This window comes from Bradyrhizobium sp. SZCCHNS2022 (assembly GCF_032377575.1).
GTDB classification, from domain to species: Bacteria; Pseudomonadota; Alphaproteobacteria; order Rhizobiales; family Xanthobacteraceae; genus Bradyrhizobium; species Bradyrhizobium aeschynomenes.
In genome coordinates, this window is record NZ_JAUHHZ010000001.1 from 2,293,733 (window position 1) to 2,316,262 (window position 22,530).

The window sequence follows — 22,530 nt, forward strand, 5'->3', positions numbered from 1 at the left end:
GGTCCGGAAACGGGGAGGGAAACATGGGCCGTTGGAGCTCTGGCGGAGCCGTACTCGGCATCTGCCACGTGGCCGGAATGCTGGACCTGGTGGCATTGCCGGTCTGGGTCGGAACGTTCATCGCATTCTATGGTCTGTCACCGGCCCAGGCCGGTGCGACCGTCACGAGCTTCCTGGCGGGCATCGTGCTCGCGAGCCTCGTGACCGCGCGGCTGCTGACCCGGCTCGACCCGCGGACGGTCGTCGTCGCCGGTTTCGTCGTGGCAGCAGCAGCGTTCGGCTATCTCGCGAGCCGGCCCGTCGAAGCGGTGCCGTTCGCGATGCTTCCGGTCATTCACGGCATTGCCGGGCTTGCGGCGGGAGCGGCCCTGTCGATGACGCACGGCACGATCGGCCGGACGGAGAATCCGCACCGCCTGTTCGGCCTCGCCAACGTCGCCCTTGCCGTGTTCAGCGTCGGCTTTTTCGCGGTGGTGCCGGCCCTGGTCCATTCGGTCAGTCCGAGGCTGCTGTTCGCCGTGTTCGCCGGCAGCATGAGCCTTGCGGCCCTGGCGGCTTCGACCAGCTTCCCGCGCGCCCTCGGCGCCGGCGCGAGCGGCAGCGCCGCGTCGCAGGCCGTCCCGAGACCGACGTGGCTGATCATCGCCGCCGTGATCTGCCTCGCGTTCAACCAGTCGCTGGTGTTTTCCTTCCTGGAGCGCATCGGCGATCACAAGGGCTTCTCGCATGCCGATGTCACGACGGTCCTGGTCGCCGTGGGTCTCGTCAACCTCGTCCCGGGAGCGCTTGCCGCGCTGACGCAGAGGCGGCTGTCGCCCGTCGCCGTCGGCATCGCCGGTCCCCTGGTGCAGGCGGTTCTGGCGCTGGTCATCGTCAACGCCACGGGCTTTGCGGCCTTCGCAGCCTTCGCGATCCCCTACGTCTCGGTCGTGATCTTCACGCACACCTTCCTGTTCGGCCTGCTGTCGCAGATCGACCCGAGCCGGCGCGCAGTCGCGGCGACTCCGGCGATGATGATGATCGGCTCGGCCGCCGGGCCTGCCGTTGCCGGCGCAATCGTGGAGACCTCGGGCTATGGCGGCCTGAGCTACACGGCCGTGATCATCTCCGGGCTCGCCATTGTCCTGATGCTGACCTTCAGGGTGCGTACCGCTGCATCGTCTCAAATCCTGCGCTCGGCGTGAGCCTGGCGCCAACGTCCCATTGTCGAGGAGAGTGCTTCCAATGAACAAACATGTGACCAGCACGGGCGGCCTGCAGTTTCCGCAGGACATCGTCTTCTCGGGCTACGCCGCTCCCGTGCGGATCGAGGGCGAGGTGCACGATCTCGAGGTGATCGGCCGCATCCCGCCCGGGCTCGAAGGCGCCTACTATCGCAACAGCGCCGACCACGCCTATCCGCCCTTGCTCGGCAAAGACATCTTCCTCAACGGCGATGGCATGGTGCACATGGTCCGCATCCAGAACGGCCACGCCGATCTCTCGATGCGCTACGTCCGCACCCGCAAGTTCACGGTCGAGCGGCAGGCACGCAAGGCATTGTTCGGCGCCTACCGCAATCCGTTCACCGACTCTCCTGAGGTCGCCGGCGAGGATGCCAACACCGCCAACACCTCGGTGATGTGGCATCACGGCAAGCTCTACGCGCTGAAGGAATCCGGCCGCCCCTATGAGCTCGATCCGGTCACGCTGGAGACCCGCGGCGAGACCGATTTCGGCGGCCAGCTCGCGAGCCGGACCTTCACCGCCCATCCGAAGATGGATCCGCTGACCGGCGAGTGCATCGCCTTCGCCTATAATTGCGAGGGCACTGCCAGCAACGACATCGAGCTCTACACCATCGCCCCGGACGGCGAGTTCACCCGCAACGAGCGTTTCACCGCCCCCTATTGCTCGATGGTCCACGACTTTCTGGTGTCGCGCAACTTCATCGCCTTCGTGATCTGCCCGATGGTCTGCGATTGGGACCGCGTCAAGAAGGGCGAGCCCTATTGGCATTGGGACAGCCGCAAGCAGACCCATGTGGCTGTGATCCCGCGCAGGCAGGGCGTCGCGGGCATCCGCTGGTTCACGGCGCCGAAGCTCGCGATGCAGACGCACACCTTCAACGCCTGGGAGGACGGCCACCGCCTCGTGCTCGACCAGTTCGTCACGGAATCCGGCTGGCTCAGCCAGTTTCCCGACATCCACAATCCCGAGGCCCGGGAGCTGCCCCCCTTCGGCGAGCGCTGGACGATCGATCTGTCCAGCCCGGACGCCGCGATCGAGATCAAGCGCTTCATCGGCCACATCGGCGAAATGCCGGTCATCGACCAACGCTTCGCCATGAGCCGTGTCAGGCACTTCTGGTTTGGCACCAACAATCCCAAGCTCGGCCCGATGCTGCCGTTCGGCCCCAAGGGGCCGCCCTTCACCTGCCTTGGACATTTCGACGAGGAGACCGGCAAGCTGGACTTCTACTACGCCGGCCCCGACAGCTCGCCGGAGGAGCCCTGCTTCGTGCCGCGCACCGCCGATGCACCCGAGGGCGACGGCTGGCTGCTGAGCATCGTCGGGCGACGGGCCGAGAACCGCACCGATCTCGTCATCCTCGACGCCCGCAATCTGTCTGCAGGACCGGTCGCCACGATCCGCTTCCCGTGCCGTGTCCACGAGGGCTTCCACGGCATCTGGGTCAATGCGGACGTCCTTTAGTCCAGCGCCCATCCGACGCCATCACGCCTCGTATAAGGCCAACAACCGGAGGACACCCATGAGCCGCCTGTACGGTTCACTGCACTCGCGCGCGCATCGCTGTGCGTGGATGCTCAAGGAATTGAATCTGTCATTCGAACATGTGGCGACCAACTTCACCGATGGCAGCACCCATAAGCCCGACTTCCTGAAGATCAATCCCAACGGGCGGGTGCCTGCCTTCGTCTCCGATGAGGTCTGCCTGTTCGAATCGCTTGCAATCAATCTGCATCTGGCGCGTCGCCATCCGAGCGACCTCTCGCCGGCCACGCTCGTGGAGGAGGCCCTCGTCACGCAATGGAGTTTCTGGGTCGTGACCGAGATCGAGAAGCCGCTTCTGCTCGCCGCGGCGAACAGCATCCTGTTCGATGCGGACAAGCGTAATCCGAGCGAGCTCAAGGTGGCGCTGACCAAGCTCAGCCGTCCATTCAGCGTTCTCGATCGTCATCTGTCCGAGCATGCCTACCTGCTCGGCGACCGCTTCACGGTTGCCGATCTGAACGTCGCTGCGGTCTTGACATTGGCGCGGCTCGGCTCCCTCGATCTGTCGGAGTGGCCCCGTCTCGACGAATGGCTCGGAAGCTGCCTGGAGCGTCCCGCCGCCGCAGATTGGAAGACGATCAGCTTTCGGGTGCCGCGGCCGGAGACCGACCTCGGCATGCTCGCCATGTTCGTATGAGAGCTACGCCCGCTCTGTCCTGAAGGATGCCGAACTCATGCTGAAACGCGACGACGCCGTGACCATCATCGATGCAGCGCTGCACGAAGGGCGGGCGCGAAATCTTGCGCCGCTCGCAGTGGCGGTGCTTGATCCCGGCGGACACCTCATCGCCTACCAGCGGGAGGACGGCGCGGGCATCATCCGCTTCGACATCGCCTTCGGCAAGGCCTGGGGCTCGCTCGGCATGGGCTTCGGCTCACGCGAGCTGAGCCGCCGCGCCGGCACTCTGCCGACCTTCTTCACGATGCTCTCAGCGACCAGCGGCGGCCGTCTCGTCGCATCGCCCGGCGGCGTTCTCGTGCGCGGCCGGCACCGTGAGGTGCTCGGCGCGGTCGGCATCTCGGGCGACCTCGGTGACAATGATGAGGCTTGCGCGATCGCCGGCATCGTCGCGGCGGGCTTCCAGACGGACGAGACAAGCCAGGCCTGAGCTAAAACATTCACGCAACCAACGAGCCCTGCTCGGCAGAAACATCCCGAGAGCCAAGAGCCGACGGCAAAGATTTCTATTTCTTTTTTTCAGAAAGTATGTATGATCCGCCCGTCCCGCCTCGTTGCGAGGGGCGTACGCGTCGTCACGGACGTTGAGGCGGGATGCGGTGGACGCGGTGGCGATGCACGACGGGCAGCGCTGGCGCGTACGGTGAAGTCGCGTGGTCCTGACCTCCCGAAGCTGAGGCCAAGTCGGCGTCGGTGCAAGATGCATCGCGCTGATGACGGGGGCAAGAAAGCCCGGTCCCCGGGGAGATCGCGTATAAACCGTAAAGCCATCGCGCAGGGAATGCCGGAGTGCTCGGCTAAACCTGTGGTTCCTGCCGCCTGCATTTTTTTCGCAGGCGGGCCATGGGTGAGGCCTTCACCCGGCATTCCCTGCACCCTCGTATCCGAGGGCTCTCTGTTCAAGAACCTGAGCGCCTGGGCGCGCGGCGGGACGTCTTTCGATGCGCCGCCTCCCCCACACGCACGAAAGCGTGCATTTTACTAAAATTGCAGCTTTTGTGTGCAATGCGTAATCGTACGGTGCTTAGATTTTACGCAACATTTAGGGAGACCCGGCCCTCTAGCGCTGATCTGATGCTCTGCATTCAACTTCCGCATGCAGGGGACAATGGAGTCCGTATCTTGCGCAAGAACCTGCCCGTCACCCAAACCGAATACCCCATTACCGACGAGACGCTGATCGTCTCGCGTACCGATCTCAAGGGCAAGCTGACCTATTTCAACGACCAGTTCGTCGATGCCGCAGGCTTCACGCCCGACGAACTGATGGGTCAGCCGCACAACATCGTCCGCCACCCCGACATGCCGGAAGCGGCGTTCGCCAATCTCTGGGACACGCTGAAGCAGGGCAAGCCGTGGGCCGGTGCGGTCAAGAACCGCCGCAAGAACGGCGACTTCTACTGGGTGCTGGCGAGCGCCTCCGCCATTCGCGAGAACGGCGAGATCACCGGCTATACGTCGATCCGCACCAAGCTGCCGGCCGACCAGCGCGCCGAGGCCGAGAAGGTCTATGGCCTGCTCAACCAGAACAAGGCGCAGGACTATGCGATCAGCGCCGGCATCATCCGCCGCCGTTCGGTGTTCGACCGGCTGTCGTTCTTCACGGGGACGCTGCGGGCGAGGCTGACGACCTTCGCCGCGGTGCTGAGCGCCTTTATGCTGATCATCGGTGCGGCCGGTCTGCTGTCGACCCGCGCGAGCAACGCCGGCTTGAAATCGATGTACGAGGACCGCACGGTTCCTCTCGCGCAGCTGTTCGAAATCAACGACCGGACCCTGCAGAACATGTCGTCGCAACAGTCGGCGGCAGCCAACGGCAAGGCGGGCAAATCCATCGACGGCATCGCGCCCCTGATCGAGGACAACAGCGTCCGGATCTCGAAGCTCTGGGCCGACTACATGGCGAGCTATCTGACGCCGGAGGAGAAGGTCGTCGCTGACGCCTACGCGGTCAAGCGCAAGACCTATGTCGACGAGGGCATCAAGCCCGCGCTGGCCATGCTGCAGCAGCGCAAGTTCGACGAGGCGAGCCAGCATATCGCGACCAAGGGACATGACCTGTTCGAGGCCGCCAAGCATGAGCTCGACAAGCTCGTCGCGATCCAGGTCAAGGAGGCCAAGGGGCTCTACGAGGACGCCGAAAATCAGTATCACGTCGTGCTCGCGCTGGTGGCACTGATGATCCTTGGCGGTGTCGGTCTCGGTGCGATGTTCAGCGTGCAGACCATCCGTGCGGTGCTGAAGCCGCTCAAGGTCCTCAACGATTCGATGCAGAGCATCACGGCCGGCAAGCTCGACAACCGCATCCCGGTCGAGCGCGACGACGAGATCGGCGAGGCGCTGCGCAACCTGCAGACCGTGCAGTCGATCGTCCGCTTCAACAGCGAGGAGGTGAAGGCGGTTCAGCGCTCGGCCGAGGTCAAGCGCAAGGCCGAGATGGACAAGCTCGCCCGCGAGTTCGAAGGCGCGATCGGCGGCATCGTGCAGACGGTGTCGTCGGCCTCGTCCGAACTGGAGAGCTCGGCGGGCACGCTGTCCTCGACCGCGACGCGCTCGCAGGAGCTGGCCACCACCGTGGCGGCGGCCTCAGAGCAGGCCTCCACGAACGTGCAGTCGGTCGCCTCGGCCACCGAGGAGCTGACTTCGTCGGTCACCGAGATCAGCCGGCAGGTGCAGGAATCGGCGCGGATCGCCACCGGCGCCGTCGACCAGGCGCGCACCACCAACGACCGCGTCAACGAGCTGTCGAAGGCGGCCGCGCGGATCGGCGACGTCGTCGAGCTCATCAACACCATCGCCGGGCAGACCAATTTGCTGGCGCTGAACGCGACCATCGAGGCGGCGCGCGCCGGCGACGCCGGCCGCGGCTTCGCCGTGGTGGCGTCCGAGGTCAAGGCGCTGGCCGAGCAGACCTCGAAGGCCACCGGCGAGATCGCCCAGCAGATCTCGGGCATCCAGGCCGCCACCCAGGAATCGGTCACGTCGATCCGGGAGATCAGCACCACCATCGAGCGGCTGTCGGAGATCTCCTCCACCATTGCGGCAGCCGTCGAGCAGCAGGGCGCGGCCACGCAGGAAATCTCGCGCAACATTCAGGAGGCCTCGCGCGGCACGACCGAGGTCAACACCACCATCGTCGACGTCCAGCGTGGGGCCTCGCAGACTGGCTCCGCCTCGGGCGGCGTGCTCTCGGCGGCGCAGTCGCTGTCGCACGAGAGCGACCGGTTGCGCCAGGAGGTCGGCAAGTTCCTCAGCAACGTGCGGGCGGCCTAGTCCGCCCGTGACCACCGCCCGGTCGGCCGGATCGGGCGGTCCCGCATGGTGAAGGCATCATGGCCGGCGCCGCCTTCGCGCAACAGCGCGAGAACAGCAGTCCCGATGTGACAGATTGCGGGTTTCCTTGCGCGGCGTCGCGACATAAGTTGCCGCCCCGGGGGTTGCTTCATGCATGAACTGATCGGCGACATCACGCTCTGCATCCTGTTTGCGTGGGTGCTGGGACTGGCGGCACATTACTGGCGCCAGCCCTCGATTCTCGCCTATCTCGTCGCAGGCTTCGCCATCGGCCCCTTCGGCACCGGCTGGGTGAAGTCCCAGGAATCCATCTCGGTGATCTCCGAGCTCGGCCTGATCTTCATGCTGTTCATGATCGGGCTGGAGATCGACCTGAAGAAGATCATCCGCGCGGGCCCGGTGATTCTGATCGCCGGCGGCGTCCAGCTGCTCGGCGGCGCCGCGCTCGGCATCCTGTTCTTCGTCGCGATCGGCATGCGGATGGGCGCCGAGAGCTATGACGCGCTGTATCTCTGCGTCGCCTGCGCGCTGTCCTCGACCGTGATCATCGTCAAGGTGCTGTACGAGAAGCGCGAGCTCGACACCCTGCCCGGCCGGATCACGCTCGGCGTGCTGGTGCTCCAGGACGTATTCGCGATCCTGTTCCTGGCGGTGCAGCCGAGCCTCGACGACCTCCATGTCAGCGTCATCCTGCTGTCCTTCGCCCGCGCCGGTGCGCTGGTCGCGATCGCGCTGCTGCTCAGCCGCTACGTGCTGCCGGCGCTGTTCCACCGTATCGCCCGGACCCCGGAGCTGATCCTATTGGGCGCGCTGGCCTGGTGCTTCCTGATCGGCGAGATCGCCGAGCGGCTGCACCTGTCGCGCGAGATGGGCTCCCTGATCGCCGGCGTGTCGCTGTCCACATTCCCCTATGCGCTCGACGTGACCGCCAAGATCACCACCTTGCGCGACTTCTTCATCACGCTGTTCTTCGTCGCGCTCGGCATGACCATCCCGATCCCGACGATGTCCGTGGTCGGACTGGCGCTGGTGATCGCGCTGTTCACGGTGGCGAGCCGGCTGCTCACGACCTTCACGCCGCTCTACATGATGCGGCAAGGCCTGCGGGCAAGCCTGCTGCCGGCGCTCAACCTCGCCCAGATCAGCGAATTCTCGCTGGTCGTGATCCAGACCGGCGCTGCCGCCGGGCACCTGAAGAACGGCACGTCGGCCGCCGCCTCCTTCGCCTTCGTGCTGCTCGCAGTGCTCTCGACCTTCGTCATCGTGCGCTCCGATCCGATCGCGCGCCGGAGCATCCCGCTGCTCAAGCGGATCGGCCTGCGCGACCTCGACGCCGGCAAGGACGGCGAGGCCGGCCATGACGGCGGCCATGGCGCGGGCCGACCGATTGTGCTGCTCGGCTTCTTCCGTACCGCCAGCGCGCTCCTCAGCGAGATCGAGCGCAACCAGCCGGCCCTGCTGGAGCAGATCGGCGTGGTCGACTTCAATCCGGTTGTGTTCCGCACCCTGTCCGATCGCGGCATCCAGGTAACCTATGGCGACATCAGCAATGTCGATACGCTGGTCCATGCCGGCGTCGGCCAGGCCGAGCTGATCATCCTGAGCATCCCGGACTCGCTGCTCAAGGGTGCCAACAACGAGAAGCTGGTGCGGCACGTCCGCAGCATCAACGCCACCGCCAAGATCGTCGCCACGGCCGACCTGCTCGCCGACGTCAACGACCTCTACAATGCCGGCGCGGACTACGTGACCGTGCCGCGGCTGAGCGATGCCCAGGTGCTGCTCAACCTGATCCAGGACGCCAGCGCCGGCCTGCTGTCCGAGCGCCGACACGAGGCGGAGACCATGCTGGCCGATCGCCGCGAGGTGCTGCCATGAGCCACGCGCCCATCTGGAACATCCGCTCCGATCCCGGTAGACCCGTGCCATGACAAACAGCCACGTCCATGTCGTCGATCACCCGCTGGTCCAGCACAAGCTCACCTTGATGCGCGAGCGCGACCGCTCCACCAAGGGGTTTCGCGAGCTCCTCAACGAGATCGGAATGCTGCTGGCCTACGAGGTGACGCGCGACCTGCCGATCGAGCTGGTCGACATCGACACCCCGATCGCGCCGATGAAGGCGCCGAAGATTGCCGGCAAGAAGCTCACGCTGGCGCCGATCCTGCGCGCCGGGGTCGGCTTCCTCGACGGCATGCTGGCCCTGATGCCGTCGGCGCGCATCGCCCATATCGGGCTGTACCGCGATCCCAACACGCTGCAGGCCGTCGAGTATTACTTCAAGGCGCCGCAGGATCTGTCCGATCGCACCGTGATCCTGATGGACCCGATGCTGGCAACGGGCAATTCCGCCTGCGCGGCAGCCGAGCTGCTCAAGGCGCGCGGTGCCCGCGACATCCGCTTCGTCTGCCTGCTCGCTGCGCCGGAAGGCATCGCGCAGTTCGAAAGGGAGCACCCGGACATCCCGATCTGGACCGCCGCGATCGACGAGAAGCTGAACGACCACGCCTATATCGTCCCCGGTCTCGGCGACGCCGGCGACCGGATGTTCGGCACGAAGTAGGAAACGTCAGGAGGCGCGCGGCGCGGCACGTAGAACATTGAAGATGCGTCCGTCGATCACCAGCAGCGCGCTTCCGATCACCAGCGCGCCCACGATCTCCCGCAACGAAACGGACTCGCCGAGCACCAGATATCCGAGCAGCATCGTCGTCAGCGGGATCAGCAGCGTCACCAAGGTCACATTGGTTGCACCGGAGCGGCGCAGGACCTGAAAGAACACGATGTAGGCGAAAGCCGTCGACAGCGCCGCGAGGGCGATGATCGCGAGCCAGGTCTGAAGCCCAGGCATCGGCAGACGCCAGGGCTGGTCGACCACCCCCGCGACGACGAGCATCATCGCGCTCGATGCCGACAGCTGGAAGGTGGCGGTCGCAAGCGGCGGCGAGTTGGCCAGGTGACGCCGCCCCAGCAAGGCGGCAACGCCGTAGCTGAACGATGCACCGAGACCGAACAGAATGCCGTAGCCGCCACCGACTGACGACCCTCCCCTCAGGACCACGACGCCGACGAGGCCAACGATGAGACCGGCGACCCGGCGCGCCAAGAGCCCTTCCTCTCCGGCCGCGGCCATCACCGCGATCGTGAAGAGCGGCGTGGTGGCGTTGAGAACCGCAGCAAGACCGGACGTGATGTAAGTCTGCCCGATGACGATCAGGCAGAACGGCACGACATTGTTGAATAGCGCCACCGCAAAATAGGGCCGCCACCCGGCGATCCCCCTGGGGAGATCGAGCCCCCGCAGGCGCAGGATGGGCAGCAGGATCGCGGCCGCCAGGGCGATGCGCAACAGCACCAGCGTCAGCGGCGGCAGCTCCTTCAGGGCCAGGCCATTGAAGATGAACGAGCCGCTCCACAGCAGTGACAGCAGACCGAGCAGCGACCAGTCCCGTGGATCCATCCTGTCATTGGGAAATGCCATCGAAGCCCGCCGCTGTCCGAATGTCGGCGATCGTTGCAGCGGCCGCCAAGAACTGTCCACCCGCTTTCCGTCGGTCCAGAGGCTCGCCGCCGAGGTCAGGCCTTCGGCCGCGAGACCAGTTCGATCATGCGGCCCTCGTCCTCATCGGGCATCGCTGCCTTGGCCTGCGCATAGGCCTCGACTGCGGCCTGCGCCATCACGGGGCGCGCGCCGAGCAGCTCCTCGGCGAGCCGCAAGGCATAGGCCGCGTCCTTGTGGCGGAGCGCGGCGGTGAAGCTGGCGTCGGCGAAGTTGCGGGCGACCATGCGCGGGGCGTGGCGCAGCACCTGCGGGCTCGCCGCCACGCCGCTCTGGATCGCCTCCAGCACGAGGTCCATGTCGAGCCCGGCCTGCTCGGCGATCGCAAGCCCCTCGGCCAGGCCTGCGATCTGCATCGCGCCCAGCAGGTTGTTGATCAGCTTGTAGACCGTGCCCGCCCCTACCGGCCCGAAATGCCGGATGGTCGAGCCGATCGGTGCCAGATATGGCCGCGCGCGCTCGAGGTCGGCGGCGTCGGCGCCAACCAGCAAGGTCAGCTTGCCCCCGGCTGCCGCATCCGGCAGCCCCGTGACCGGACAATCGAGATAGATCACGCCACGCGCATTCAGCTCGCGCGAGAGGCGCAGCGCGTGGTCGCGGGATACGGTCGAGCATTCGATGGCGATCGTGCCCACCCGCATGGTGGCCGCAGCACCATCGGGGCCGAGCCAGACCGCGCGCGAGGCATCGTCGTCGGCCACCATCGTCACGACGGCATCGGCATCGATCGCCGCGTCGGCCGGCGACGTCGACCAACGCGCACCGCGCGCGATCAGATCGTTCGCCTTGGCCCTGCTGCGGTTCCAAACCGCAACGGAATGGCCGGCATCGAGATAGCGCCCGGCCATGCCGTGGCCCATGCGTCCGAGCCCGATGAAGGCAATTCGGGCCGCGGTCAATCGACGTCCTCGATTGCGGCACCCGGCGTCGTGCCGAACGCCCGCTGCGCCAGGGTCGCCGCCATGAACTCGTCGAGATCGCCGTCGAGCACGCCGGACGTGTCGGAGGTCTGCACGCCCGTGCGCAGATCCTTCACCATCTGATAGGGCTGCAGCACGTAGGAGCGGATCTGGTGACCCCAGCCGATCTCGGTCTTGGCCGCCTGGTCGGCTGCCGCCTTCTCCTCGCGCTTCTTCAGCTCGATCTCGTAGAGACGCGCGCGCAGCATGTCCCACGCCTGGGCGCGATTCTTGTGCTGGGAGCGGCCGGCTTGGCAGACGACCGCAACGCCGGTCGGGATATGCGTCAGCCGCACCGCCGATTCGGTCTTGTTGACGTGCTGACCGCCGGCACCGCCCGACCGCATCGTGTCGACGCGCACGTCGGACTCCTTGATGTCGATCTTGATCGAGTCGTCGATCACCGGGAAGATCTGCACCGACGAGAACGAAGTGTGGCGCCGCGCATTCGAATCGAACGGCGAGATCCGCACCAGCCGATGCACGCCCGCTTCCGTCTTCAGCCAGCCATAGGCATTGTGGCCGGAGATCTGGATGGTCGCCGATTTGATGCCGGCCTCTTCGCCGAGCGATTCTTCGAGATACTCGACCTTGAAGCCGTGGGTCTCGGCCCAGCGCGTGTACATGCGCAGCAGCATCGAGGCCCAGTCCTGGCTCTCGGTGCCGCCGGCGCCCGCATGGACCTCGAGATAGGTATCGAACTTGTCGGCCTCGCCGGACAGGAGCGCCTCGAGCTCGCGCCGCGCGACGTCCTTCTTCAGCTCCTTGAGCGCGTTCTCGGCTTCCGTGATCACACCGGCATCGTTCTCGGCCTCGCCGAGCTCGATCATTTCGATGTTGTCGCTGAGTTCACGCTCGACCTTGCCGATGCCGGTCAGCGAATCCTCGAGCGAAGTCCGCTCCTGCATCAACCTCTGAGCTTTCTGGGGGTCGTTCCAGAGATTGGGATCCTCGGCGAGCTTGTTCAGCTCCGCCAGCCTTGCCGTCGATGTCTCGACGTCAAAGATGCCTCCTCAGCAGCCCGACAGACTGCTTGATCTCTTCTACGATTTTTTCGATTTCGGCGCGCATGTCGCTCTCTTCGGGCCGCGGCGGACAACGCCGCGGCAATCACGTCTGACAGGGGATGTAGCTGCGCGCAGCGCAAAGCGCAATCGCCCTGCACCACGACAGCACCAGTTTCACCCGTCTGACCCTAGTAAAGGCTTCCCGTTCCCGGACGGATGATGAAGCCGCCGGTGTCTGGCTGGCCGCCACTCTGCGACGGCATCATGCGTCCATCGGCATCGGCCACGCCGATGACGGAGTAGTTGTCCGGCGGCGCCGTGCCCGGCTTGAACGCCTCCATGATCGTGCGGCCGCCGTCACCGGGGCTCGCGCGCATGCCGGTCTTGGAGTCGACACGGACCAGCTTGATGCCGGCCGGGATCTTGAACGGTGTGGCAGGCTTGTCCGCGAGCGCGAGCTTCATGAAGTCCTTGGCGATCGGCGCGGCGAGATGGCCGCCGGTCGCGGCATTGCCTTTGCCGAGCGGGCGCGGCTTGTCGTAGCCCATGTAGATGGCGACCGCGAGATCCGGCGAGAAGCCGACGAACCAGGCGTCCTTGGCCTCGTTGGTGGTGCCGGTCTTGCCGGCGATCGGCTTGCCGACCTCCCTGAGCACGGTTGCCGTACCGGCCTGCACCACGCCCTCGAGCATCGAGGTGATCTGGTACGCCGTCATCGTATCCAGCACCTGCTCGCGGCGATCGACCAGCTGCGGCTCGCTCTGGTTCTTCCAGCCATCCGGCGCGTCGCAGCCGCGGCACTCGCGGGCATCGTGCTTGAAGATGGTGTGGCCGTAGCGGTCCTGGATTCGGTCGATCAAGGTGGGCTTCACGCGGCGGCCGCCATTGGCGATCATCGAATACGCCGTGACCATGCGCATCGCCGTGGTCTCGCCCGCGCCGAGTGCGTAGGACAGATAGTTCGGCAGCTCATCATAGACGCCGAAGCGGCGCGCATATTCGGAGATCAGCGGCATGCCGACGTCCTGCGCGAGCCGCACGGTCACCGTGTTGAGCGACAGCCGCAACGCGTTCCGCAGGGTCGTGGGTCCGAGATACTTGCCGTTGGAGAAGTTGTCCGGGCGCCAGACCTGGCCGCCCTGCCCCTGGTCGATTTCGATCGGCGCGTCCACGACCTGGGTCGAGGGCGTGTAGCCGTTGTCGAGCGCCGACGAATAGACGATCGGCTTGAACGACGATCCGGGCTGCCGGTAGGCCTGCGTCGCGCGGTTGAACTGGCTCTGGTCGAACGAGAAGCCGCCGACCATCGCGAGCACACGCCCGGTGTTCGGATCCATCGCGACCATCGCTCCGGACACTTCTGGCAGCTGCTCGAGGCGATACTGGCCTTCGACCGGATTGCCTTCCTTGAACAGCGGGTCAGCATAGATCACGTCACCCGGCTGCAGAACCTGGGCAACCGAAGTCGGCACCTTGCCGCGGCCGTTGGGGGTCGCCGCGCGCGCCCACTTCACGCCGTCGAGCGTGATCAGGCCGGTCTGCCGTTCCTTGCTGACGGCGCCGCCCAGCTCGCGCGGCGGCTGAAAGCCGATACGCGCCGACTGATCGCTGGTCTCCAGCACCACGGCCATCCGCCATGGCGAGATGTCCGACAGCGACTTGATCTCCGCGAGCTTGAGGCCCCAATCACCCGAGATGTCGAGCTTGGAGACGGCTCCGCGATAGCCCTGCTCCTGGTCATAGCGCACGAGGCCTGCGACCATGGCCTTGCGCGCCATCACCTGGATCTTCGGATCGAGCGTGGTGCGAACCGACAGCCCGCCCTCATAGAGCTTCTTCTCGCCGTAGCGTTCGAAGATGTCGCGGCGGACTTCCTCGGCGAAATATTCGCCGGCGAAGATGTGCGCGCCGGTGTTGCGGCTCGCGATGGTCAGCGGATCCTTGCGCGCCTTGTCGGCGTCGGCCTGCTTGATCCAGCCGTTCTCCAGGAGACGGTCGACCACGTAGTTGCGCCGCTCGATGGCGCGGTCGCGGTTGCGGATCGGATGCAGGCTGCCCGGCATCTTCGGCAGGGCCGCCAGATAGGCCGCCTCGGCCACCGTGAGCTCGTTGACCGACTTGTCGAAATAGACCAGCGACGCCGCAGCGATACCGTAAGCGCCCGAGCCGAGATAGATCTCGTTCAGATAGAGCTCGAGAATCTTGTCCTTGGAATAGGTGCGCTCGATGCGCATCGCCAGCAGCGCTTCCTTGATCTTGCGCGCGAACGACACTTCGTTGGTCAGCAGGAAGTTCTTGGCGACCTGCTGGGTGATCGTGGAAGCGCCCTGCGGACGGCGATTCGAGCCGAAGTTTTGGGCATAGACGACGGCGGCGCGGGCCATGCCCGTGAAGTCGATGCCGCCATGCTCGTAGAAATTCTTGTCCTCGGCCGCGAGGAACGCGTTGATGACGAGCTTCGGCACCGCCTGGATCGGCAGATAGAGCCGTCGCTCCCTGGCATATTCGCCCACCAGCGAGCCGTCGACCGCGTGCACGCGCGTCATCACCGGCGGCTCGTAATCCTGCAGCTGGGAATAATCAGGCAAGTCCTTGGAAAAATGCCAGATCAGGCCTGCCGCCGCCGCCACACCGACCAGGAAGACAACGGTGCCGGCCGCGAACAGGAAGCCCAAAAACCGCACGAGAAAGCGCATCGGCAAATATCCGTTCCAACTCTTGTTCGTCTCTTGGCTTGGACGCGGCGCGCCGGAAAAGACGCGGCCGCCAAATCACGAGGTCGGCTGCGATGCCACGTGACCCATGCCAGAGCAACGCACGGTCAAGCCTATCAGCGGTCAAGCCTATCACAACTCTGCGGAGAAGGAATCCTCACGTGATTCCGGGTGCCTCGCAGCACGTTTATACGGATGTTGCTGTGGCCAAACTAGGGCTTTGCACGTGGCGGAGCGGGCTTGTCCGGCTTCTCGGCACCCGCATTGGCGACGCGCTTGGCCAGAAAGGCGTCGATCGCCTTGGCCATCGCGTCCGCTGTGCGCGACCGCCACGCCTCGGAAACCAGGTTCCCCATGTCGCCCTTGTTGGAGACATAGCCGAGCTCAACCAGGACCGATGGAACGTCGGGAGCCTTGAGGACCCGGAAACCAGCCGATTTGAGCGGCCGCTTATGCATGTGCACCGCGGTCTTCATGTCATTCATCAATAGTCGGGCAAACCTATTGGAAAACGTGCGCGTTTCCCTCCTTGCCAGATCGAACAGGATGTCGGCGACGTCGGCCGGCTCCTCGGTGAGGTTGACGCCACCGATCTGGTCGGCGCGGTTCTCCGCCTCCGCCAGCCGCTCGGCCTCGACGTCGGAGGCCTTATCGGCCAACGTATAGATGGTGGCGCCCTGCGCGGTGCCCTCGCCTCGCGGCAGCGCGTCAGCATGGATCGAGACGAACAGCGCCGCCGACTGCTTCTGGGCGATCCGCACCCGGTCTCCGAGTGGGATGAAGGTGTCGTCATCACGGGTCATGACTACGCGGAACTTGCCGGATCGTTCCAGCCGGTCACGCAGCGCCTGGCCGAAGGCGAGCACCAGGTTCTTCTCCGGCACCTCGCCACCCTGAGTTCCGTAATCGATGCCGCCATGGCCGGGGTCGATCACAACCACGGGCCGGTTGTCCGGCGGGCCGCCGGCGGGCGGGGCTGCGACGGCGACAGTCGTCGGCGGCGGCCTGACGATGGGAGGCGCAACGCCGCCCGTTGCGGTAACGGGCGACGCCGAATCGGCGCCCCTGGACGGCGTACGGCCGTCGACGCCGATCGCACGCGCGAAAGTGGCCTCGTCCACCTCCTCGAGTTCCAGCACCAGCCGCGGCGGCTGGCCATTGGCGGCATCGAGGACGGTGGAGTTCGCGATTCGGGCGGGGCCGGTGAGGTCGAACACGATTCGGGAGCCGCCGGGCATGACCATGCCATAGCGAAACGCCTTCACCAGCCCGCGGCCGCCGGTTCCCGCCCCTGTCGGCAGATGAAAGCTCACCTGCGGCAGATCGACCACCACCCTATAGGGTTCGCTGAGCAGGAACGCCCGGTACGGCACCGTCTTGTCGAGATCGAGCACAAACCGGGTCTGGCGGGAATCGCCGGCCAGCCGCGCATCCGTCGCGATCGGGAACCCCGGACCGGCGACGGCAGGCGGCACCTGACCGACCGGTCCGCTCTGGGCGCGGGCGGGCGCGAAGGCCGCGCATAACATTTGCGTGACGCAGAGCGCCGCACATCCCAGCAAAGAAAGGTAATTTGCCCGGCGAGCTGCCAATTCCGTGCCTCCGCGGGACCGTCTTACCGCAACCAATCCCAGGGGTTAACCGCCTAATTTTGTCATTTTCGTTAAAGGCCACCGATTGTTGCGGTTCCGCGACGCTTCCCTTGCACCGCCTGTCCATTCCTCGTATGTACGAATGGCTGAAGGCTATTCCTTACTGCCGGTTGTGTCGCGTTCAACCTCCCGGTGAAACGCCGGAAGCTTCGTGATCGGGTTCCTCTTGGTTCGTCGATCGTTGCGGAGATTCCTGCGCCTTTCCGACGCTCCATGAAGCCTGCGCGCCCCCGCGCGGCTGCGACGGAGAGCTGGTCACGAGCCGAGTAGCGCCGTTACAGGCGCCGTCTGGCCGAGACTATCCGGGCACGAGGTCAGATATGGCCAAGGTCAGACACGGCGTAGCCTGATACCACATTCCTAACGGAATGGGTGTTGATCCAGGGCAAGCGTCTCGGCGCGATCTGGCTTTCGGCAAAGAGCAAGGCGGCACCCGCTGCCGCCCACATATTCCAGACGGGCCGACGCTTGATGCGCCAGACTGAGTTGCCAACCATGACCAGCGGACGATCCGCGCCGATGCGGGGCCCGACCCCCGCCCGGCAGATCACCCCGCCGGCCTCACGGTTGGCGCGGCGCGACCAGCTGCGTTTAGGCCTTCCCCTCACCCCCGAATCAGGTGGACCGTCGCGTCGTCCGACAGCGCGCCACGCGCTCGCGGCCAATCGCGTCCGTCGCCTCCAAGAGTTCAAATATGCCCAACAAGATGTTGATCGATGCTACCCACCCGGAAGAGACCCGGGTTGTTGTCGTCCGCGGCAACCGCGTCGAGGAATTTGATTTCGAGACGGCCCAACGCAAGCAACTGCGGGGCAACATCTACCTGGCCAAGGTCACCCGCGTTGAGCCTTCGCTGCAGGCCGCCTTTGTCGAGTACGGCGGCAATCGCCACGGCTTCCTGGCCTTCAGCGAAATCCATCCCGACTACTATCAGATCCCCGTCGCCGACCGGCAGGCGCTGATCGAGGCCGAGGAGCGCGCACACCGCGAAGCCGAGGAAGAGAGCGAGAACCGCTCCAACCGCCGACGCAACCGTCACCGCAGCTCCCGGCGCCGCGGCAGCGGCGAGCGCGTGCAGAGCGAGATCGTCGAGGCTGCCGAGGCGGGTCATCCCGCCCCGGCCGAAGACCATGAGGCCGGGCACGACAATCACGAGCACGACACCTACGAGCATCACGCCTACGCGCACGACGATCATACCGACCAGCCGCAGGCCGAACACGCCGAGGCCCAGGGCTTTTCCGAGGCTGCGGCGGAGGCGCCAGGCCACGAGGCAGCGGGCGAGACTGAGCTGAGCCCGGCGGTGGAGCCGCATGGCGATGCCGACGAGCATCATGATGCCGTCGCGCCCCACGACCAGGCCGAGCACAGCCCGGCTGCGGAGCAGCAGGCCGGCGCGGCTGCAGAGGCTGCGGTCGCTGCGGCCGGCGACGCCCCCGCGGTCGAGGCGGCCAGTGCCGCAGCAGTTGCGGACGAGAATCACGACGACCAGCATGATCATGAGACCCACGGTCATGATGAGCATGACCATGACGAGCATGATCATGACGAGCACGAGCACGACGATGACGTCGCCGACATCGCGCCGGTCGCCGAGCATGAAGGCAATGGCGTCACGATCGTCCCGGGAGACGACAATGATGCAGAGGCCGTTGCCGGCGACAACGAGGATGACGACGAGGACGGCGACGAGATCGAGGAAGAGGTCGTCGAATCCGTGGGCGGTGACGACGTGCTCGAGGAGGTGCCGGAGCGCACCTTCCGTCCGCGCCGCCAGTACAAGATCCAGGAGGTCATCAAGCGCCGCCAGGTGATGCTGGTGCAGGTCGTGAAGGAGGAGCGCGGCAACAAGGGCGCAGCGCTGACGACCTATTTGTCGCTCGCCGGCCGCTACGCCGTGCTGATGCCCAACACCGCACGCGGTGGCGGTATCAGCCGCAAGATCACCTCGGCGCAGGATCGCTCGCGCCTGAAGGAGGTGGTGCAGGACCTCGACGTGCCCGAGGGCATGGGCGTGATCCTGCGCACCGCCGGCGCCAACCGCACCAAGCCCGAGATCAAGCGCGACTTCGAATATCTGCTGCGGCTGTGGGAAACCGTCCGCGACATGACCTTGAAGTCGCAGGCGCCGACCCTGGTCTACGAGGAAGGCTCGCTGATCAAGCGCTCGCTGCGCGACCTCTACAACAAGGAGATCGACGAGATCCTGGTGGCCGGCGAAGCCGGCTATCGCGAGGCGCACGACTTCATGAAGATGCTGATGCCGACCAATGTCCGGGCGGTGAAGCAGTATCGTGACGGTCAGCCGCTGTTCTCGCGGATGGGCGTGGAGAGCCAGCTCGACGCGATGTTCTCGCCGACCGTTCAGCTGCGCTCGGGCGGCTATATCGTGCTCAACCAGACCGAGGCGCTGGTCTCGATCGACGTGAACTCCGGCCGCGCCACGCGCGAGCATCACATCGAGGACACCGCCCTCAAGACCAACATGGAGGCCGCCGAGGAAGTGGCGCGCCAGCTCCGGCTGCGCGATCTCGCCGGACTGATCGTCATCGACTTCATCGACATGGACGAGAAGCGCAACAACCGCTCCGTCGAACGCAAGCTGTCGGACTGCCTGCGGCAGGATCGCGCGCGCATCCAGGTCGGCCGCATCTCGCATTTCGGCCTGCTGGAGATGTCGCGCCAGCGCATCCGCGCCAGCGTGCTGGAGAGCTCGACCGAGCCATGCGCGCATTGCGGCGGAACGGGACATGTGCGGTCGGTGTCATCGGTGGCGCTGCAGCTGCTGCGCAGCCTCGAAGAGACGCTGATGAAGGGCGCGACCCACAATCTGGTGGTCCGCACCCGCACGGAGGTGGCGCTCTACGTGCTCAACCACAAGCGCGGCCATCTGCGCGACCTCGAGAACGGCTTCAAGGTCTCGCTCGCCGTGATTGCCGATCCGAATGTCAGCGGCCAGCAATCGTTCATCATCGATCGGGGCGAGCAGGTTCATACGCTGGAGGCCGCCAAGGCGCTGCTCGTGGCGCAAGCGTCCGCCCCCTCCCTCGTGGCCGAGGACGTCTACGACGAGGAGGAGCCGTTCGACATCGAGACGGAGTCCGAAGTCGAGACCGAGGAGACCGAAGGCCTGTCCGAAGATGGGCAGGATGGCGCTGCGGGTGACGGCGAGCGCGAAGGCACCCGCCGCAAGCGGCGCCGGCGCCGGCGCGGCCGCGGCAGCGAGGCCCGCGAGGGCACGCTGCCGGAAGGCGCTTCCGAATCATCGTCTGCCGAGCCCGCCCTCGCCGCCGATCAGCCGGCCGAGGACGGCGAGGCGGAAGACGATGAGGCTGACGAACAGCCTGCTTTCGCACAGGGCGAGGCATCCGATCAGGCCGGCGGCGAGCGGCGGCCCCGCCGCCGCGGCCGCCGCGGCGGCCGCCGTCGGCGTGGTGGTGCAGATGATGGTCTCGCCGCATCGATCGGCGATGAGCTGGCCCCGCCCCAGGCTTCGGAGGCGGAAGCCGCCGTTGCCGATTTCGACGGCAACGGCGTGTCCCATCACGACGAGCCGGCAGAGCAGGCCACGCCGGAGCTGGCCACAGCCGCTGCCGAGGTCGATCAGGCGGCCGTCCCCACCGTGACGGCTGCGTCACAGCCCCCTGCCGCCGACGTTCAGGTGCAGGAGACCGAGGCGCCCAAGTCTGAGACGCCCAAGTCCGAGACGCTCAAGTCTGAGGCGCCCAAGTCTGAGGCACCCAAGTCTGAGACCGAAAAGGCCCCGCGCCGCTCCACGGTCCGCGAAAAGGTCAGCTTCGCCACCGAGCCCAAGCCGGACAACGCGGTTTCGGCCGTGAACGTTGCCGAGAGCAGTCCGACCGCGCCGGCGGCTGACAGCGCTGCACCTGAGCCGGTCGCAACCGAACCGGCGGACTCGACGACGCCTGCGGCTCCGCGCCGAGCCGGCTGGTGGTCACGCCGCTTCGGCGGGCAGTAATCGCCAACGGCTCCGGCGCCGCCCACCGGCGGGAACCCTTCCGACGCAAAACGCCCGGCCAGATGGCCGGGCGTTTTTGTTGGGCTGGCGTGTGGGATCGGGCGTGCCGACGTCGGCTCAGCCGCTCGCGACCGCGGGCTCGACGTCAGACGGACCGACCTGCCGATCGAGCCGCTTCTGCGGGAGATCGTGATCGAGCCCGCCGCCGCCATGCGGCGAACACGGCGGCGATGCCGTTGCCGGCGATGGTCGTGAGCGCGCATCTCGCTCACGAACTCGTCGATCGAGAATGCGATCATGCACGCGGCATCTGCGCCGGATGACAACCGGCAAGTTGGCCGTCAGTGGGACGAAGCCGGCCCAGTGATGCCGCTGGCGCTCGTCGTAGCCCGGTCGGGACGACCAGGCCAACACCCGGCATGGACCGAGCCGCTCCAGCTTCTCCATCCGCTGTGGCAACACGCTCTCGCACAAGCTCGTGCCGAACACGATCGGGGGCACTTCCTTGACGTAGCGATCCCTGCCCTCGAGCGTGATCCGGAAAAGTGGAAACCGGTTTTCCGAAAAGATCATGCTCAAACAAAGAGATAAGATCATGATGCGTTTCCGCCGAAACGCATCATGATCTAACCGAGCCAGCGCGCGATCCGGGCCACCGCCTCGCGCATGTCGTCGGCCGAGCGTGCATAGGAAAAGCGCACGAAGCTGCGGCCGTGGATCGGGTCGAAGTCGACGCCGGGCGTCGACGCGACGTGGGTTTCCTGCAGCATGCGCTTGGCGAACTCGAAGCTGTCGGAGGTGAAGTCGGAGACGTCGGCATAAAGGTAGAAGGCACCATCGGCCGGCAGGAACCTGGTCAGGCCCGCCTTCGGAAAACCCTCGATCAGGATGCGGCGATTCTCCTGATAGCCGTGCTTGATCGATTCCATCTCGGCGCGGCCATCGAAGGCTGCTTCCGCAGCGATCTGCGACAGGGTCGGCACGGAGATCGCCAGATTCTGCTGGAGACGCTCGATCGGGCGGACCAGGGCATCCGGCACCACCATCCAGCCGATGCGCCAGCCGGTCATGCAGAAGTATTTCGAGAACGAGTTGATGATCAGGGCGTCCGCCGACAGCTCGGCCGCGGTGACCGCGGGAAAGGCATAGTCGAGGCCGTGATAGATCTCGTCGGAGATGAAGCGAATGCCGGCCTCACGCGCGGCCGCAATGACGCCGCCCAGCGCCTCGCGCGACATCATCGTCCCCGTCGGATTGGCGGGGCTCGCCACCAGCACGCCCTTCAGCGGCGTCTTACGATGGGCCGCGAGCAGCGCCTCGCCGGTCAGTGCATGGCGGTTCTCGGCCGTGGTCTCGATCAGCACCGGCTCGCAGCCGAGCGCGGTCAGGATGTGGCGATATGGCGGATATCCCGGCACCGTGACGGCGACGCGATCACCCGGCTCGAACATCGCGAGGAACGCCAGGATGAAGCCGGCCGAAGATCCCGTCGTGATCACGATGCGCGACGGATCGATCTCGCAAGCGTGCGTCTCGCGATAATGACGCGCGATTCGTTGTCGCAGCGACGAGAGCCCGAGCGCGGACGTATAGTCGATGCGCGCCCGATCGAGCGCAGCATGCGCGGCCGCGATCGCGGCCCGCGGGGCCGGCGCGGCGGGCTGGCCGACCTCCATGTGGATCACGTGGCCGCCCTCTGCCTCGATGCGCTCGGCCGCAGCCATCACGTCCATCACCATGAACGGCGGAACATTGCTGCGCGCGGACGGCGCCGTGAGGCTGGCGATCCGCTGTTCCAATGTCGGTATCACTGTCGCATCCACCATCAAGATCTGCTATGCACCCCGGCTGTTCGGACCCGCTCCCTGAACCGGCCGGACCCTCGATGGGTCTCATTCGGGACTTTGTTCGC

The 22,530-nt window shown here is 66.0% G+C and carries 15 protein-coding genes; 8 read left to right on the top strand and 7 right to left on the bottom strand.

What is annotated here, in order from left to right:
* The first annotated feature begins 23 nt into the window (after positions 1-23).
* The 7 genes from QXZ94_RS10170 (at position 24) to upp (ending at position 9,311) form a co-directional block, all read left to right on the top strand.
* Positions 24-1,184 (top strand): MFS transporter, encoded by a 1,161-nt coding sequence (locus QXZ94_RS10170; RefSeq protein WP_315720297.1) that lies wholly within the window; start codon positions 24-26, stop codon positions 1,182-1,184.
* 40 nt (positions 1,185-1,224) lie between these two features.
* Positions 1,225-2,694, top strand: coding sequence for a carotenoid oxygenase family protein (locus QXZ94_RS10175; RefSeq protein WP_315720298.1), 1,470 nt, complete (start codon positions 1,225-1,227; stop codon positions 2,692-2,694).
* Between the two features lie 58 nt (positions 2,695-2,752).
* Entirely contained in the window at positions 2,753-3,412 is a 660-nt protein-coding gene (locus QXZ94_RS10180; protein ID WP_315720299.1) for a glutathione S-transferase family protein, read from the top strand.
* A 37-nt stretch (positions 3,413-3,449) separates the two neighbouring features.
* Entirely contained in the window at positions 3,450-3,884 is a 435-nt protein-coding gene (locus tag QXZ94_RS10185; RefSeq protein ID WP_172108503.1) for a GlcG/HbpS family heme-binding protein, read from the top strand.
* Between the two features lie 692 nt (positions 3,885-4,576).
* On the top strand, positions 4,577-6,727 hold the full coding sequence (locus QXZ94_RS10190) for a methyl-accepting chemotaxis protein (RefSeq protein WP_315720300.1): 2,151 nt from the start codon (positions 4,577-4,579) through the stop codon (positions 6,725-6,727).
* A gap of 171 nt (positions 6,728-6,898) precedes the next feature.
* A complete protein-coding gene (locus tag QXZ94_RS10195) occupies positions 6,899-8,626 on the top strand; it encodes a cation:proton antiporter (RefSeq protein WP_315720301.1) in 1,728 nt (575 codons plus the stop codon).
* Positions 8,627-8,675: 49 nt separating this feature from the next.
* Positions 8,676-9,311 (top strand): uracil phosphoribosyltransferase, encoded by a 636-nt coding sequence (gene upp / locus QXZ94_RS10200; protein WP_315720302.1) that lies wholly within the window; start codon positions 8,676-8,678, stop codon positions 9,309-9,311.
* A 6-nt stretch (positions 9,312-9,317) separates the two neighbouring features.
* On the opposite strand, the gene QXZ94_RS10205 is transcribed toward upp, so the two are convergent.
* The 5 genes from QXZ94_RS10205 to QXZ94_RS10225 form a co-directional block, all read right to left on the bottom strand.
* Positions 9,318-10,229 (bottom strand): DMT family transporter, encoded by a 912-nt coding sequence (locus QXZ94_RS10205; protein ID WP_315720303.1) that lies wholly within the window; start codon positions 10,227-10,229, stop codon positions 9,318-9,320.
* A 95-nt stretch (positions 10,230-10,324) separates the two neighbouring features.
* Positions 10,325-11,206 carry an NAD(P)-dependent oxidoreductase gene (locus QXZ94_RS10210; RefSeq protein ID WP_315720304.1) on the bottom strand — a complete coding sequence of 294 codons (882 nt, stop codon included), beginning with the start codon at positions 11,204-11,206 and terminating at the stop codon, positions 10,325-10,327.
* Positions 11,203-12,337, bottom strand: a protein-coding gene (gene prfB / locus QXZ94_RS10215; protein ID WP_315720305.1) for a peptide chain release factor 2 whose coding sequence is annotated in 2 segments (ribosomal slippage) — positions 11,203-12,267 and positions 12,269-12,337 — 1,134 coding nt in all. Because the reading frame shifts where the segments join, the coding sequence is not laid out codon by codon here. The genes QXZ94_RS10210 and prfB overlap by 4 nt, the downstream gene beginning before the upstream one ends.
* 124 nt (positions 12,338-12,461) lie before the next feature.
* A complete protein-coding gene (locus QXZ94_RS10220; RefSeq protein WP_315720306.1) occupies positions 12,462-14,969 on the bottom strand; it encodes a penicillin-binding protein 1A in 2,508 nt (835 codons plus the stop codon).
* Positions 14,970-15,199: 230 nt separating this feature from the next.
* The gene (locus QXZ94_RS10225) at positions 15,200-16,516 is read right to left on the bottom strand and encodes an N-acetylmuramoyl-L-alanine amidase (RefSeq protein ID WP_315726189.1); all 1,317 of its coding nucleotides are present in this window, start codon (positions 16,514-16,516) and stop codon (positions 15,200-15,202) included.
* A gap of 817 nt (positions 16,517-17,333) precedes the next feature.
* Between QXZ94_RS10225 and QXZ94_RS10230 the strand changes: the two genes are divergently transcribed.
* A complete protein-coding gene (locus QXZ94_RS10230) occupies positions 17,334-20,618 on the top strand; it encodes an Rne/Rng family ribonuclease (RefSeq protein ID WP_315720307.1) in 3,285 nt (1,094 codons plus the stop codon).
* A gap of 117 nt (positions 20,619-20,735) precedes the next feature.
* Here QXZ94_RS10230 and QXZ94_RS10235 read toward each other — a convergent pair whose 3' ends face one another.
* Both QXZ94_RS10235 and QXZ94_RS10240 read right to left on the bottom strand, forming a co-directional pair.
* Positions 20,736-21,197, bottom strand: a complete 462-nt coding sequence (locus QXZ94_RS10235) for a hypothetical protein (protein ID WP_315720308.1) — start codon at positions 21,195-21,197, stop codon at positions 20,736-20,738.
* A 47-nt stretch (positions 21,198-21,244) separates the two neighbouring features.
* Positions 21,245-22,444 (bottom strand): pyridoxal phosphate-dependent aminotransferase, encoded by a 1,200-nt coding sequence (locus QXZ94_RS10240; protein ID WP_315720309.1) that lies wholly within the window; start codon positions 22,442-22,444, stop codon positions 21,245-21,247.
* Between the last annotated feature and the right edge of the window lie 86 nt (positions 22,445-22,530).

Bases quoted from the DNA above. Each gene is read 5' to 3' on its own strand.
- QXZ94_RS10170 (WP_315720297.1), top strand. From the start codon at position 24: ATGGGCCGTTGGAGCTCTGGCGGAGCCGTACTCGGCATCTGCCACGTG.
- QXZ94_RS10175 (WP_315720298.1), top strand. From the start codon at position 1,225: ATGAACAAACATGTGACCAGCACGGGCGGCCTGCAGTTTCCGCAGGAC.
- QXZ94_RS10180 (WP_315720299.1), top strand. From the start codon at position 2,753: ATGAGCCGCCTGTACGGTTCACTGCACTCGCGCGCGCATCGCTGTGCG.
- QXZ94_RS10185 (WP_172108503.1), top strand. From the start codon at position 3,450: ATGCTGAAACGCGACGACGCCGTGACCATCATCGATGCAGCGCTGCAC.
- QXZ94_RS10195 (WP_315720301.1), top strand. From the start codon at position 6,899: ATGCATGAACTGATCGGCGACATCACGCTCTGCATCCTGTTTGCGTGG.
- upp (WP_315720302.1), top strand. From the start codon at position 8,676: ATGACAAACAGCCACGTCCATGTCGTCGATCACCCGCTGGTCCAGCAC.
- QXZ94_RS10205 (WP_315720303.1), bottom strand. From the start codon at position 10,229: ATGGCATTTCCCAATGACAGGATGGATCCACGGGACTGGTCGCTGCTC.
- QXZ94_RS10220 (WP_315720306.1), bottom strand. From the start codon at position 14,969: ATGCGCTTTCTCGTGCGGTTTTTGGGCTTCCTGTTCGCGGCCGGCACC.
- QXZ94_RS10225 (WP_315726189.1), bottom strand. From the start codon at position 16,516: ATGTTATGCGCGGCCTTCGCGCCCGCCCGCGCCCAGAGCGGACCGGTC.
- QXZ94_RS10230 (WP_315720307.1), top strand. From the start codon at position 17,334: ATGCCCAACAAGATGTTGATCGATGCTACCCACCCGGAAGAGACCCGG.
- QXZ94_RS10240 (WP_315720309.1), bottom strand. From the start codon at position 22,444: ATGGTGGATGCGACAGTGATACCGACATTGGAACAGCGGATCGCCAGC.